We start from the raw sequence: 14,578 nt of genomic DNA, 5'->3' as shown, positions 1-14,578 counted from the left end.
TCACTCCTTCGTGCTCCGGGCCAGCTTCTCGGCCAGCATCAACGTGGTCAGATTGGTGGGCGCGCTCGGGATCGCGGGGAAGAGCGAGGCGTCGACGATCCGCAGGTTCTCGGTGCCGTACACCCGCCCCTCCTGGTCGGTGACCGCCGAGGGATCGTCCTCGCGGCCCATCCGGCACGAACCGGCCGCGTGCCAGCCGGGGTTCATGATGTGGCGCACCCCGCTGCGTACGACCCCGTCGTTGGCGACCATCCGGTCGCTCCAGAACTGCGTCTTGGTCAGCCGGCTCGAAAGACCGGGCGAGCTCAGGAAGTTCCAGGTGCGGCGCACCCCGTGGCACAGCCGCTCCACGTCCTCGGGGTCGGTGCCGATGCCCAGCTCGATGACGGGGGAGGCGTACGGGTCGCGGCTGTCGAGGAAGACCCGGCCACGGGAGCGCGGGCGCATCAGCATCACCGACATGCCGACGACCAGCGGCCAGCCGAGCCGGTCGGCGAAGCCCGGGATGGTGTGGCTCTCGACGTTGTTGAGCAGCCCCACCTGGATGTCCACGTCGTCGTCGAAGCCGCTGCTCATCCTGGCCGCGACCTGGCGCCAGGGCAGGCCCGGGGTGCACACCCCGTCGGCCGGCTTGGACCAGATGACGACGGAGGGATGGTCCACCAGATCACGGCCCACCCCGGGCAGGTCCGCCACGGGCGTGATGTCCAGGGCCCGCAGCAGAGCGGCACTGCCGACGCCCGAGCGTTGCAGGATGACCGGGGTGCCCACGGCCCCGGCGCTGAGCACGACATGGCGGGCCCGGATCTCGGTGAGCGCGCCGTCGGCCTCGATCTCCACGCCGACGGCCCGGTTCCGCTCGAACAGCACCCGGGTGACCCGGACGCCGGTGCGCAGATGGAGGTTGGACAGATTGCGGGCGCCGTCCAGGAAGGCGGTGGCCGCGTCGATGCGTTCCCCGTCCACGGCGTTGCCGGGGATCGGGCCGACGCCCGCCTCGCTGCCGTCGTTGAGGTCGGGGAGGTCGGTGACGCCCTGGCGGTTGCACTCCTCCCAGAACGCCGCGTCCAGCGCGTGCACCTCGCCGCGCGGGGTGCGGCTGATCGGCAGCGGCCCGCTGTCGCCGTGCAGCCGTCCGGGGAAGTCGGCGTCGTTCTCGATGTCCTTGTAGAAGGGCAGGACACGCTCCCAGGACCAATCGGGGTTGCCGGCGGCCTCCCAGGTGGCGAAGTCACGGGGCAGACCGCGCAGGGCGATCGCGCCGTTGACCGCCGAGCCACCGCCGACGACCTTGCCGAGCTGATAGGGGAAGCGTTCCCACAGGGCCCGGTTGGCCGGCCGGCCGGCCGGCGCCTCCCCGGCGCCCGCGCCCTGCCCGACCAGGTCGTCCCAGCGGCTGCTGGTGCGCAGGTTGGCGCGGTAGTCCCAGTTGTGACCCGCCAGCACGAGGCGCCCGGCGTCGGCCAGCGGGTGCGAGCGGTCGCGGGGGCGCGGCTGGTCCGCGCCGGCCTCGATGAGCAGGACGTCCCCGCAGTCCCGTGCGGCGAGCCGGGCCGCGGTCACGGCGCCGGCGGAGCCCGCGCCGACGATCACGTACTCCCATGCGCGGGCCGGGGCGGCGTTGTCATGGTGGGTACTCACGCGGCGGACTCCTCGACACTCGCGATCAGTTCGGCGAACGACTCGATCGAGGCGTTCATGAACAGTCCCTCGACCATCTCCTGCTCCATGTCGGCCCCGATGCCGAACTCGGCGCGCAGATGGGCCAGCAGACCGACCGCGTGCAGGGAGTCGCCCCCGATGTCGAAGAATCCCTCCTCGACCCCGAAGTCGCCGTGCCCCAGCTGCTGGGACCAGAGCGCGAACAGCCGCTCCTCCACCCGGTCGCGCGGCGCCACCCGCGCGGAGGCGGTGTCCGACGTCTCGTTCCACGGCGCGGGCAGCGCCTTGTGGTCGATCTTGCCGTTCGTCGTCAGGGGAAGGGTGTCCAGGGCCAGGAACCGGCTGGGCACCATGTAGCCGGGCAGCACGGCGCTCAGGGCCTCGCGCAGCACGGCCGGGTCCGGATCCGCGCCCGGCTCGGGCACCACATAGGCGGCGATCTGCCGCTGCCCGGTGCGGGCGTGGGCGGGGGCGGTGACGAGCGCGGTGCGCACCCCGGGCTGGCGCAGCAGCGCGGCCTCGATCTCGCCGAGCTCGACCCGGTAACCGTTGATCTTCACCTGGAAGTCCTCGCGGCCCAGGATCTCGATGTCGCCGCCCGGCAGATAGCGTCCGAGGTCGCCGGTGCGGTAGACGCGCTCCCCGGTGACCGGGTGGACGAGGAAGCGCTCGGCGGTGCGCTCGGGGTCGCCGAGGTAGCCCTGGGCCACGCCGACACCGCCGATGTGGATCTCGCCGGTGACCCCGACCGGGGACGGTTCGAGCCACTGGTTGAACACGTGCATCGTCTGGTTGGCCAGCGGCTTGCCGTAGGGGATGCTCGACCACTCGGGCGGCACGTGCCCGATCGGGTGGTGGATGGACCAGATCGAGCCCTCGGTCGCGCCGCCGAGACTGATCACCCGCATCGCGGGCAGCTTCTCGCGGATCCGGTTCGGCAGGTCCACCGGGATCCAGTCGCCGCTGAGCAGGGCGAGCCGCAGCCGGCAGCCGCGCGGCACCCCGCCCTCGCCGAGCGAGTCGATCCACATGCGCATCGGCGCGGGCACGCTGTTCCAGATGGTGACGCCGTAGCGGCCGATGAGCTGCGACCAGTGGGCGATGTCGTTGCCGCGCGCCGGGTCGGGCACCACGACGGTGCCGCCGGCGCCCAGGACGCCGAAGAGGTCGTAGACGGACAGGTCGAAGCCGGTCGGCGCGAGCGCCATCGTCCGGTCGTCCTCACCGACATCGAAGCGCCGGTTGATGTCCTGCACGGTGTTGGCGGCGCTGCGGTGGGTGATCATCACGCCCTTGGGCTCGCCGGTGGAGCCCGAGGTGAAGATGACGTAGGCCAGATCGTCGTGGCCCTGCCGGCGCGCGGGCCGTTCGGCGGAACACTTCCGCGTGGCCTCCTCGTCCAGGGTGAGCACGCTCACCCCCTGCGGCCAGCTGAGCTTGTCCCGCAGGTCCTGCTCGGTGATCACGGCCCGCACGGAGCACCGGGCCAGCAGCTTCAGCCGCCGCTCCTCGGGCAGTTCGGGGTCGATGGCCACATAGGCGGCGCCGGAGTGCAGCACGCCGAGCAGGGCCGAGAACTGGGCGGCGCCCGGCCGCATCGACACGGCGACGATCTCGTTCGGACCGGCGCCGGGACCTTCGATGAGCCGGTGCGCGAGACGGTGCGCGTCCTCGGTGAGCGCGCGGTAGGTGGTCTCGGCGCCGGGGGTGATGACCGCGATGTGGCCGGGGCGGCGCGCGGCCGCGTCGGCGACGAGCTCGTGCAGCAGCGCCGGCTCGATGTCCTGGGCGGTGGCGTTGGCCCGCTCCCGCTCACTGGCCTGCGCGCTCGGCAGCGGCACGATCCCGCGCGTGGCCTCCCACACCGAGGCGTCGTCCACCAGCCGGTCGAGCAGCGTCACATACGCCTCGAACATGGCCTCAAGGGTGCCCTCGGGGAACAGGCCCTCCACCGCGTTCCAGTTGACGCTGAGCCGGTCGTCGAGCTCCAGGATCTGGTTCTCCAGCCACACCTGCGGGGTCCGGCTGTGGTCGTGGACCAGGTCCCCGAACGACTCGAGGCGGCCCGCGTCCGGTGCGCCGGCGCCGAGCGTGCTGGAGAAGACCACGGGCATCGAGGCACGGTTGTCCTCCCTGCGCCGGGCCAGGTCGCGCAGGACCCGGATGCCGCCGTGCGCGGAGTGCGCCAGGTCTTCGAGCGCCTGGCGCTGCACGCCGCGCGCCCGCTCCTCGAAGGTCTCATCGGGCCGGCCGCCGACGGCCAGCAGGCTCGGCGCGAGGAAGTCACCCATGACCGAGTCGAGTTGCGGATGCAGCCCGAGCCGGTGGAACTGGGTGACGGTCAGGGTGAACTCCTGCCGCCGCGACCAGGTCCGCACCACCTCGGCGTACGCGGCGAGCAGCACACCCGACGCGGTGAGGCCGTGCCGCTCGGCGCTCGCGCGCAGAGCCGCCCAGCGCTGCGGCGCGAGCACCGCCCGGTGCCGTACGAAACGGGGGGTGCCCAGCTGCTCGGGCGCCACGGCGAGCGGCAGCTCGGGCGCGGGGGGCAGCGTGTCGAGCCGGCTGGTCCAGTACTCCTCGGCCTCCTCGCCCAGGGTGTCGCCGCGCAGCTCCTCCTGCGCGAGCACGTAGTCGCGGAAGGACAGCTCAAGGGGCTCGGGAGCCCAGGAGGGCTCGTCGTAGTGGCGGCGCCACTCGCCGAGGAGCCGGTACAGGCCCCGCATGTCGAGGAAGAGCAGGTCCACGGCGAGGTGCAGACGCATCCGGCCGCCGTCGAGCAGGCTCGCGCGGATGTCGAACAGCGGCGCCCGGTCCACGGGCAGCACCTGCTCCGTCAACTCCGCCCGGATGCGGGCGAGTTCGGCCTCCCGCTCCTCGCTCGCGCGGCCCCGCAGATCGGCGGTGCGGATGACGTACGGGTCCACCTCGTGCGCGGCGAGCACGCGCTGGGTCTGGTCGGGCCCGGCCACCGTGCGCAGTGCGTCGTGCCGCTCGACGACCTTGCGCAGGGCCGCGGTCAGCCGGTCCACGTCGAGAGCGGGACAGTCGAACTCCAGGTAGTACTGGCTGGAGATGCCGCCGAGTTCGAGTCCCCGGTGGCGGCCGATCAGATAGGCCTGCTGGATGTCCGTGAGCGGGAACGGCTCGTGCCGGTGCTCCGGCCGCGGCTTGAGGCCGGGCAGCCGGGTGTCGTCCAGGCGGGTGTCGTCCAGGTGGGGGTGGCCGTCTTGGCCGCGCAGCTGTGCGAAAAGATCCTCCATCGAGATCCGCCCCTTTTCATCAGATGCCCCGGTGGGCTTTCGAATTCCCGTACGGAATCGGAGGTTAGGCAGGGCGGCAAACGGTCTCAATACGGTCCGACCGTAGGGACGACCGTAGGGTTCGGTCCGCACTCGACGGCCGCTGGACCGGCGCTGGACTCCCGCTCCACACAGGCGAGTTGGGCATTGACCACGGGCAGGAGCGCGGCGACATCATCGGGCATGGAAAAGCGAAACTCCCCGGAGAAGACCGGGAAACGCATACTCATCGGAGCCACCGGTTCCATCGCGGTGACCGGGCTTTCGTCGTACATCGAGGCGATGCGCCGGAGGATCGCGGGCAGCACGTTCACGGTCCTCCTCACGCACACCGCGGCCTCGTTCGTCTCGCCCGACAGCCTCGCGCTCTTCGCCGAGCGCGTGGTGTACGGGGACTCGCCCGCGCACTGGCCGACCGACAAACCCTCCCGGCTCGCCGGCGACCACGACATCCTCGCGGTCCTGCCGGCCACCGCCCACACCCTCGCCGCCGCGGCCGGCGGCGCGGCTCCCAACCGCGTGATGACGGTGGCGCTCTCGGTGGACTACCCCGTCGTCTACTTCCCGGTGATGGGCGCCAAGATGTGGCAGAAGCCGGCCGTGCAGCGCAACATCGCGCGGATCCGTGAGGACGGCGGGCTCGTGAACGAGCCCGAGTGGCACGACGGTTTCGACCCGACCACGGGCACCGCGAGCCACCACCCGGGGCTGCCCGCGCCCGACGCGGTGGCCACCGTCATCGACGAACTCCTCGCCAAACAGCGCTGATCGGCCCACCGGCCGCACATGACGAGAGGCCCCGCCGGGACCGGCGGGGCCTCTCGTCGTGCGCGGTGGCTCAGGAGGCGATGGCGGTCGCCTCGACCTCGATGAGGAAGTCGGGTTCGGCCAGCGTGGCGACCCCGACCAGGGTGGTGGGCCGGATGACGTCCGCGCCCAGCTTGGCGGCGGCGCGCTCGGCGCCGGCGGTGATGGCCTCCCACTTGTCCAGCGACCAGTCCACGACGTACACGGTCAGACGCAGTACGTCGTCGAAGGTGGCGCCGGCGGCTTCGAGGCCGGTGGCGATGTTGAGGTAGACCTGTTCGGTCTGGGCCGCGAGATCGCCCATGCCGACCGGCTCGCCGTCGGCGGTGCGGGGGGTCTGGCCGCTGAGGAATATCACCCGGCTGCCGGTACCGACGGCCAGCTGCCGCCATCCGTAGGGCTTGGGGAGGCCGGGCGGGTCCATCGCCTCGACTGCCATGGCACTGTCCTTTCTCGAAGTGCCGTGCGGGCAGGGGCGGTTGGGCCTGCCTGCCCGCACGGCCGCTGTGTGGTGCGCGAGGGTGCGGAAGGGGACGTGTGGGAGGGGTGTGGGGTGCGGGGGAGCGGGGTCAGCTGTTCTCGCGGCAGGTCGCGTAGTACTTGCGCAGCAGGCTGACCAGCTCGGGGTCGAAGCGGGAGGCGAACAGCAGCTCGGCCGGCGGGGTGAACTCCGGGTCGAGCTCGTTGGCCCAGGCCAGGGTCGCCGGGCGCAGGTCCATCTCGATCCACTGGTGCCACTCGACGGGAATCGTCCAGTCCTGCTCGTAGCCGATGCCCATCTGGTGGTCGATGAGGACGTCCACGATCTCCTCGCGGGTGCCCGTGGGCAGGGGCTGGCGCAGCGGCGTGAAGCGGTCCAGGTCGGCCAGCGGCTCCTCGCCCAGGATCCGGGCGGCGAAGTCCTGGGCCAGGAGCGGGGAGAGGTGCAGACCGTCGCGGTAGGTCCCGGTCATGATCCACAGGCCCTTCATGCCGCCCTGGCCGAGCAGCGGGGAACCGTCCATGGACACCGGGCGGTTGCCGACCTGCACCTTGGCGACGTCGCTGTTCCAGAGGTTGCGGCGGACCTGGCGGTGGGCGCACTGGAGCAGGAAGACGAGGTCTCGCATCTCGGCCGTGTCGCGCGGCTCCACGGAGATGACGTTGGTGGCGCCGAGGTAGACGTGCCCGTCGCCACGCGGCACGACGTGCAGGCCGCAGGCGAAGGAGCGGTTGGGGGTGCGGATGACGCTGTCGGGGATGGTGCCGTCCTGGGTCTTGACCAGGGAGGAGACGCCGTAACCGCTGACCAGGCGCGGGACGCGGGAGCCGATGGGCAGGCTGTCTAGGAGCTCCTGGCTGCGCGCGCCGGCGGCCAGGGTCACATGGTCGGCGCTGATGGTCTGCCCGGAGGTGGTGACGACGCCGGTCACCTGTTCGCCCCGGTGCACGACGCGGGTGGCGAACTCGGCGACGAGGGTGGCGCCGGCCCGGACGGCCGCCTGCTCAAGGCGCTCCAGCAGGGCCGCGGAGTTGACGGCGTGCTCGCCGGGTATGTGGAAGGCCCGCAGCGGCCGGGAGATCGGCTCGGCGTCCACCCAGTCCACGTCGGTGGCGTCGACGTCCTCGAAGGGCTCGTCGTAGCGGGTGAGTTCGGCGCGGATGGCGTTGTAGTTGGCGTCGTCGATCTCGGCCGTGCCGATGGTGTTGAGGATGACGCTCGTGCCGTTCGCCGTCTTCACCGGGGCACCCTCGGTGCCCGCCTCCAGCTCGGCGAGCCACTGCGGCCACAAGTTCTTGGCCTGGATGCCCAGTTCGAGCTTGGCGCGGCCCTGCTCGGTGGCGAGCAGCGAGGTGGTGACCTCACCGAAACAGCCGAGCATCGCTCCGGACGCGGTGGATCCGGCCCAGGGGCGGTGCGGCTGGCCCAGCACGGCGACGCGCTGTCCACGCTGCGCGAGGACCCATGCGAGCGAAAGCCCGAGGACTCCATTGCCGACAATGGCGACGTCGAAGCCGGCACCGTTCGCGTTCCCGTTGGCGCTCATGACATTCCCATCTTCCGGGGCGGCCGTGCCGCCCTCACCTGTAATCGAACTCGTCTGACCTGGGGCTCATCACTCGATACGGGGTGTCCCGGCGCAGGCCGGGAAGGCGGATCAGCGGCGCTGGAAGGTGTACATCGTGAAGTCCATGTCCACGATTCCGCGCTCGTTGGTGTGGGCGGCGACCACCGGGGACCGCGGGAAGTCGGCCGCGGGCAGTTCGGCGGTCTCGCTGCGGTAGCGGTGGCCCTCGAAACCGGCGTCGGCGGCCGCCCGCAGCAGCTTGTCCTTGTTGCCCATGGCCTCGCTGGTACCGATGCAGACCGTGCCGCCGGGGGCCAGGTGCCCCGCCACGTCGCGGAAGAACCTGCGCACCATCTCGTATCCGGGGTCGAAGACCGCGCGCTCGATCTGGTCGGCGTAGGGCCGGCTCTCGGGTGCCTCGATGAACGGGGTGTTCCAGAAGACGAGGTCGAAGGTCTCGGTGGGCTCAAGGGCGTCGAACAGGTCACTGGCGAGCGCGGTGACCCGGTCGGCCACGCCGTGCTTGACCGCGTTGCGGCGGGCGTTCTCGGCGGCGGCCGGGTTGATGTCGAGGGCCACCACGCGCTCACTGCCGTTCTGGGCGGCGAGCACCGCGGCGATGCCCGCGCCGCAGCCCATCTCCAGGAAGCGGCTGCCCTTCTCGTACGGCACCCAGGAGGCGAAAAGGCCGGGGCCCGGGTCGGTGTAGGGCGGAAACACGTCGTCGAGCAGTTCCCACTCCTGGTCGAGCAGAGTGAAGACCGTCTGCGTGGGACGGTCCGGGCTCTGGATCTGCGACACCACCCAGTTGCCGAGTTCGTAACCGAGTTTGTTGTCCATGGGGTCCTCCCTCAGGGGGAGCCGCCGGGACATCCTCTGCGAGGATCGCCCTGCGGCTCCCTGTGACGGTTTGCTCGCGGCGTACGAGGAGTGCACGCCCGCGATGGTGCGTGAGCGCGGACCTGGAGCGGGAGCGGGAGGACGAGGTCAGACCTCGACGGTTCCCGGGCTCCCCGCCCGGCCGCGGGCCATCGTCCGTTCGACCAGGACGACGGGGATGGTGAGGACGGCGATGCCCGCGCCCAGCCAGGGGATGGCGTCAAGACTCGCTCCGGCTCCCATGGCCACGCCCGCCAGGACGGGCACGAGGCTGATGCCGAGCTGGAACATCGAGACGGCGGTGGCCCCCGCGAGCGTCGGCGCGTCGGCCGCCACAGTGAACACCCGCCCGTAGATGGCGGGGTTGAGCACGAACCCGGCGACGCCCAGGAGCAACACCAGGATGACGACGGCGACCACATGGTGGCCGAGGACGGCGAGCAGCGCGGAGGTGACCAGGATGCCGCCGGCGCCGATGAGCAGCGCGTGGTGCGGCCGCCCGTCGGCGATCCGGCCGCCCACCGACAGGCCGATGAAGGCACCGACGCCGAAGAGCACGAGGATCGCGGGCACCCACACGGAGCCGACGTGGGTGATGTCCTTCAGGAAGGCCGCCAGGTAGTTGTAGGAGATCATGTACGCGGCGGTGCTCAGCAGGGTCGCCGCGTAGACCACCCACAGCTGCGGCTTGCGCATGGTGCGCAGCTCGCGGGAGACGCTGGGCTCCTGGACCGCCTTGGTGGTGGGGACGACGACGGCCGTGGAGAGCGCGCCGAGCACGGTCAGTGCGACCACCGCCCAGAACCCGCCGCGCCAGCCGGTGAAGTGGCTGAGCAGCGCGCCGGCCGGGCCGCCGGCGACCATGGCGATGCTGAGGCCGCTGACCACCACGCCGGAGGCCCGTGCGGTGCGGTCGGGGGTGACGAGACCGATCGCGGTGACCGCGGCGACCGCCCAGAATCCGGCGTAGGCCAGACCGCACAGGAAGCGCGTGATGATCAGCACGGTCAGGTTGTCGGCGACCAGGCCGACCGCCACGAACAGGGCGAACAGGACCTGCGAGACCACCAGCGTGGTCCGGCGGGGCCAGCGCAGGGTCAGGACGGCGAGCGGGGGGCCGCCGATGACCACGCCGATGGCGAACGCGGAGATCAGCGAACCGGCGGAGGAGAGCGAGATGTGCAGGTCGTCGGCGATGTCCGGCAGGACACCGGCGAGCAGGAACTCGGCGCTGCCCATGGCGAACAGGCTGAACGCGAGCAGGTAGACCGCGAAGGGCAGCCGGTTGCTCGCCTTCGGGGAGGCCGCCTCGTGGGTTTCGGTCTGGGCACTCATCGGCTGCCGCCTCCCGTCCGCTCGGTGGCCGTCCGCCGGCCGGCGGGTACGTACGCGAATCGGGTCGGCGCGGAGCCGCTGTGCACCGGCACAGAGGGGGTCAAACGCATGGGCGAACTCCTTGTTCGGATGGTTCGGGCGGATCAGGGCGACCGGGCGCCGGTCGGCCGGGCGTGCGGGGAGCGGCGCCACATGGCTCCCGCCGCGGCCGTCCGGGTGGCACGGACGCCTGCGTCGCTGTCCGCCTGAGGACGGTGGTGACCAGCGGTCCCCATGCTGGAACCGAGCGTGGCGGAGCGACAATCTTTGTTGCCGAACCAGGGACACGTGGGCGGGATCCGGCGAAGCCGCCCGCGTGCTTGCGCCACCGGGTCAGTCCTCGCCGGGCAGGGCCTCGCCCCAGCCCCACTTCTTGATGGTCGTACGGCTCGAAGGGGCCGCGCCGCGCTGGGAGTTGGCCATCGCACGGCGCGAGCCGAACTCGATGTAGGCGACGAACGCGGAGCGGAACTCGGCGTCCTCGGGAAGGCCCACGACATCCATGGCCTCCAGCATCAGCTCCACCCACCGTGCGCGCTGCTCCGGCTTGATGGACCGGCCCCGGTGGCGCGAGACCATGTGCGGGTAGCCGCCGTGGTGTTCGGTGTAGGCCTCGGGTCCGCCAAGGACCTCGGCGAGGAAGGTCGCGACGTGCTGGGGGTGGTCGTCCTCCATGTACTGGAAGAGCGGGGCCAGCATCTCGTCCTTGCGTACGCGCCGGTAGAACTCCTCGGTGAGGCGTTCCAACGCCTCGGCGCCGCCGATGCGTTCGTACAGGGTGGGTATCCGGTCCGTCACTTCGGTCACCTCTTCTGTGGGTGCTCGCTGTCCGTGGTGCGGCGTGCTCAGGCCGCGTACAGGTCGAAGGCCGGCGTGGGCGGGCCGCCCCGTGCGTCGGTGTCGAGCCGGGGGTCGACCGTGAGCATCGCCTGGTGCAGACGCTGGAGTTGTGGTGCCGGCTCAAGGCCGAGCTCTTCGATCAGGCCCCGGCGCAGCCTGCGGTAGAGGCCGAGGGCGGCGGACTGGCGCCCCGAGCGGTAGAACGCCACCATGGCCTGCGCATGCAGCCGCTCATTGGCGGGGTGACGCTCCGTCAACTGCACGAGCTCCGCGAGGAGTTCGGCGTGCCGGCCGAGCCGGAGCTCGGCGTCGATGCACCGCTCGGTGGCGAGCGTCCGGCTCTCCTCGAGGGCCGCCGCGTGGATTCGCAGCGCGGATTTGGCCGGTACGTCCACGAGCGCGGGTCCTCGCCACAGTGCCAGGGCCTGGCGCAGCAGCCGGGACGCCGCCTCGTCGTCACCGTCAGTGAAGGCCGCGTGGCCCGCCCGTGCGGCCCGCTGGAAGGCGAAGGCGTCCACGTCCTGCTCGGCGACGCGCAGCAGATAGCCGCCGTGTCCGGTGCACAGGAGCCGACGGGCCTTCGCCGGTCCTTCCGAGCCGCCAAGACCCTCGGCAAGGGCGCGGCGCAGCCGCAGGATGTACGTCTGGAACGTGGCGTGCGCGCTGCGCGGCGGCACCGGCCCCCACAGCTCGTCCCGCAGGACGTCCACGGGGACGAGCTGTCCGGCGCGGAGCGCGAGGAGGGCCAGGACCTGCCGCGTCTTGGCTGCCGTGGGGGCGACGGGAACGCCGTCCGTCTCGGCGTGCAGCGGGCCAAGAATCCGTATCTTCACGCGTCCTCCGTCGCTCGCTCGCATCCTGTCCGGCGCCCCGTCGTCGCCGGGGGGGCCGCTTGGGAAGGACGGTAGGAGTGCGGGCGGGGCCCCCTCAATACGGTGCGACCGCAGGACTGACCGAAGCATCTGTGGCCGCGGTCGCCCTACGGTCGCGCGGGCACACCGAGGCGGCCCGTGGCGTGAGCGCCACGGGCCGCCTGAACTGCGCTGCCGCTGCCGGGAGATGGGTGCCGCAGGGCACGGGGCGCGGCCTTCGCGCACCGGGGCAGAGCCCTGCGGGCGGCGCCGGGACATGCGGGCGCCGCGCACACGGACGCGCCGTGGGGTGCGCGGTGGGGGAGAGTGGGGGGACCGGCGGCCGGGTGAGGGGCGGGTCAGTCCCGGGCGCGGCACAGGCGGGCCGTGTGCACGGTGACCGCCGAGAGGTAGAAGGCGTCGGGGCGCCACAGGATGCCCGTACAGGCATCTCCGTCCAGGAGCTGTTCCAGGGTCAGGCGGTCGACGAGGTCGAGCTCGTCGCCCAGTTCCTCCAGGATGCGGCGCAACCGGGTGTGCAGGTGCCGGCGCGCGGTCAGACCGAGCGGGGCGGGCAGGTCGATGAGGAAGCTGCGGCTGCCGGTGGGGACGAGTCCGGCGGACGCCAGCATGCACGGCCAGTCCTCGATCACGGACGTGACGCCCGGCAGCCCGGCTCTTCGGGCGGTGTAGCGCTCATCGAGGGCCGCGTCGAGGCGGGTCTGGAGGCCGGGCTTTCCGATGCCGATGTCGCGGGGCAGGAAGCGCGGAGCGAGGCCGCGTTCGGCGACGGCGAGCATGCCCCCGGGGCGCAGCGCGGACGCGAGGCTCCGCAGCGCGGCCTGCTGATCGCCCAGATGCCGGCAGACGTTGCCGGTCCAGATCACATCGGCGGGCCCCAACGCGCTGAATTCCTCCGGGAGTTGGGCGCGCCGTGTGGTGACGCGCCCGCCCAGGCCGCACTCGGCGGCGCGGATCTCGGCCTGGGCAAGGCGCTCCGCGGACCGGTCCACGGCGACGACGTCCGCCTGCGGGAAGACGCGGGCCAGCTGGCAGGAGGCCGCGCCGGGCCCGCTGCCGATGTCGAGGATCCGGCGGACCGCCGCCGTGACCCGGTCCTTGGGTCCGAGCAGTTCACGCAGCCAGTGCGACGCCTCGGCAAGGAAACCGGAGAGCGGTTCCGCGTCGTGCTCCGGCTCGGCGCCCCGGGCCTCGTCGTCGAGCCCCTGGGCGCGGTAAGTGGGTGTCATACGGTCACCTCCAGCGGCCAGGATGTGGACGCCGCGGAGCCCGCGCAATTCTTGTTGCCGATTCGGGAACCGGGCGGCCGGGGCGCCCCTTTGGGTCGGTGTCCGGCGGGTCGGTATGCGGGTCAGTATCCGGCGACCGACAGCAGGCGCCGGGCGGCCGCCGGACGGATCAGATCCCGCCCGAAGGTCTCCAGGAGCTCCTGCTGCGCGGTGATGGGGAAGTAGTAGTCCCCGGGGAACATCTCCACGCGCAAAGCACGCCGGGTGCACCGGCGCCAGCCGCTCAGGTCCGCCCCGCTCAGGCCGCGATCGCGCACTCCGCCCATCGCGGTGACGGGGCAGTGCAGGATGTGGCGCGGGTCGCGCCGGTAGGCCTCCATGACGGTGAGGTCCGCGCGCAGCGCGCCCAGCGTGCGGGCCGCCCGTCGCGGGTCGCGGGCGAGCGGGGGCATCCGGCCCCGGTCGCGGAGCCTGCCGGTCATGGCCGCGTCCGGCAGATGGCCCACCGCCCGCTCCGGCGCGGTCCGGTGCGGGATGCCGGTACCCGACACGTACAGCCGTTCGGCCACCGCGTCGTGCTCCCATTCCAGCCGGGCGGCTGTCTCGTAGGCGAGCAGGGCGCCGAAGCCGTGCCCGTACAGCGCGAACGGCCGGTCGCACATGCGGGCCACGTACGGCATGATCTCGGCCAGCAGCGCCTCCAGATCACGGCAGGGTCTTGCGCGCGGATGGTGTCCCCGGCCGGGCAGTTCGACGGGTGTGATCACCAGTGAGCCGCCGGTGATCCGCGTCCACGGCAGATACACGCCGGCCGACACCCCTTCGAAGGGGAAGCAGAAGAGCCGTACCGAATTCTCGTCACTCATCGGTTCACCCTCCCGGCAAGCGGCCTGTCCGCGTCCTGTCCGCGCCCCGGGGTGCCGCCGCGCAGCAGGACCGCGTACGCCTCGGTGGCCTGATCCAGCAGCGCGAGGCCCGCCGCGCGGTCCATCAGCTCCCGCGGATAGCGCCAGGCGAAGGACCAGGTGCGGTCGTCGCGCCGGATGAGCGTGGCGCGCGTCTTGGGCCCCTGGCCCAACGGCGGCCACGCGGCGGCCTCCTGGGCAAGGCGCTCGGCGAGGCGGACGTCCTGAACGGCGGGGCGGGTGGCCCGCCAGTCGATGACCTGGAGGTGGAAGCCGGAGCCGAGCACCGTCTGCCAGGCCTGCTCGTACACCAGGGGCAACAGGCCCGTCAGGGTCAGCAGGAACTGCTCGGTGCGGCCGCCCCCCGACGAGGTGGAAACCGCGGGCGGCCTGGCCCGGCGGGTTTCCCATAACGGGCGAAACTCCTCACTGGTCGCGGTCACGCGAGCACCCATCCTTCCGTCAGATTTCGCCATTGGGTCGCGGGGCCAATTCGGCGGTATCCGGATGAGCGTTTTCCGGGCACGCCGCCTGCGACCTTCGCAATGCCGCGCAGACCGTACCCCTGCGGTACCTGTGCACATCAATACGGTGGGGCCGAAGGAATGACCGATGGAACACGCGTCGATTCCTTCGGCCGGAAGGCGTCCTGCCTAGGGA

12 protein-coding genes are annotated in these 14,578 nt (G+C 72.0%); 1 reads left to right on the top strand and 11 read right to left on the bottom strand.

What is annotated here, in order from left to right:
* Together ACFYM2_RS07040 and ACFYM2_RS07035 are read right to left on the bottom strand one after the other, a co-directional pair.
* Positions 1-1,641, bottom strand: coding sequence for a GMC family oxidoreductase N-terminal domain-containing protein (locus tag ACFYM2_RS07040; RefSeq protein ID WP_359001822.1), 1,641 nt, complete (start codon positions 1,639-1,641; stop codon positions 1-3).
* Complete coding sequence (locus ACFYM2_RS07035; RefSeq protein WP_388834021.1) at positions 1,638-4,925, bottom strand: amino acid adenylation domain-containing protein; 3,288 nt, start codon at positions 4,923-4,925, stop codon at positions 1,638-1,640. Before ACFYM2_RS07035 ends, ACFYM2_RS07040 begins: the two co-directional genes overlap by 4 nt.
* A gap of 222 nt (positions 4,926-5,147) precedes the next feature.
* Here ACFYM2_RS07035 and ACFYM2_RS07030 point away from each other — a divergent pair, with 222 nt between their 5' ends.
* Entirely contained in the window at positions 5,148-5,732 is a 585-nt protein-coding gene (locus ACFYM2_RS07030) for a flavoprotein (protein ID WP_359001826.1), read from the top strand.
* Between the two features lie 70 nt (positions 5,733-5,802).
* On the opposite strand, the gene ACFYM2_RS07025 is transcribed toward ACFYM2_RS07030, so the two are convergent.
* The 9 genes from ACFYM2_RS07025 to ACFYM2_RS06985 all read right to left on the bottom strand — a co-directional run bounded on the left by ACFYM2_RS07025 (position 5,803) and on the right by ACFYM2_RS06985 (position 14,361).
* The gene (locus tag ACFYM2_RS07025) at positions 5,803-6,210 is read right to left on the bottom strand and encodes a RidA family protein (RefSeq protein WP_350233432.1); all 408 of its coding nucleotides are present in this window, start codon (positions 6,208-6,210) and stop codon (positions 5,803-5,805) included.
* A 130-nt stretch (positions 6,211-6,340) separates the two neighbouring features.
* A complete protein-coding gene (locus ACFYM2_RS07020; RefSeq protein ID WP_350233433.1) occupies positions 6,341-7,798 on the bottom strand; it encodes an FAD-dependent oxidoreductase in 1,458 nt (485 codons plus the stop codon).
* Between the two features lie 111 nt (positions 7,799-7,909).
* The gene (locus ACFYM2_RS07015) at positions 7,910-8,659 is read right to left on the bottom strand and encodes a methyltransferase (protein ID WP_359001829.1); all 750 of its coding nucleotides are present in this window, start codon (positions 8,657-8,659) and stop codon (positions 7,910-7,912) included.
* 147 nt (positions 8,660-8,806) lie between these two features.
* Complete coding sequence (locus tag ACFYM2_RS07010) at positions 8,807-10,033, bottom strand: MFS transporter (RefSeq protein WP_388460470.1); 1,227 nt, start codon at positions 10,031-10,033, stop codon at positions 8,807-8,809.
* Between the two features lie 372 nt (positions 10,034-10,405).
* Positions 10,406-10,870, bottom strand: coding sequence for a group II truncated hemoglobin (locus ACFYM2_RS07005; protein ID WP_359001833.1), 465 nt, complete (start codon positions 10,868-10,870; stop codon positions 10,406-10,408).
* Positions 10,871-10,917: 47 nt separating this feature from the next.
* Positions 10,918-11,745, bottom strand: coding sequence for a BTAD domain-containing putative transcriptional regulator (locus tag ACFYM2_RS07000; protein ID WP_388460473.1), 828 nt, complete (start codon positions 11,743-11,745; stop codon positions 10,918-10,920).
* Positions 11,746-12,122: 377 nt separating this feature from the next.
* Positions 12,123-13,013 (bottom strand): class I SAM-dependent methyltransferase, encoded by an 891-nt coding sequence (locus ACFYM2_RS06995; RefSeq protein WP_388834018.1) that lies wholly within the window; start codon positions 13,011-13,013, stop codon positions 12,123-12,125.
* 122 nt (positions 13,014-13,135) lie between these two features.
* The gene (locus ACFYM2_RS06990; protein WP_388460477.1) at positions 13,136-13,879 is read right to left on the bottom strand and encodes a thioesterase II family protein; all 744 of its coding nucleotides are present in this window, start codon (positions 13,877-13,879) and stop codon (positions 13,136-13,138) included.
* Positions 13,876-14,361: a hypothetical protein gene (locus ACFYM2_RS06985; RefSeq protein ID WP_359001839.1), complete on the bottom strand. Its 486-nt coding sequence runs from the start codon at positions 14,359-14,361 to the stop codon at positions 13,876-13,878. Before ACFYM2_RS06985 ends, ACFYM2_RS06990 begins: the two co-directional genes overlap by 4 nt.
* Between the last annotated feature and the right edge of the window lie 217 nt (positions 14,362-14,578).

The organism is Streptomyces sp. NPDC006711 (assembly GCF_042869775.1).
Lineage (GTDB): Bacteria > Actinomycetota > Actinomycetes > Streptomycetales > Streptomycetaceae > Streptomyces.
Note: the sequence above shows the minus strand (reverse complement) of the source record. Positions and strands in the feature narration are given on the sequence as shown.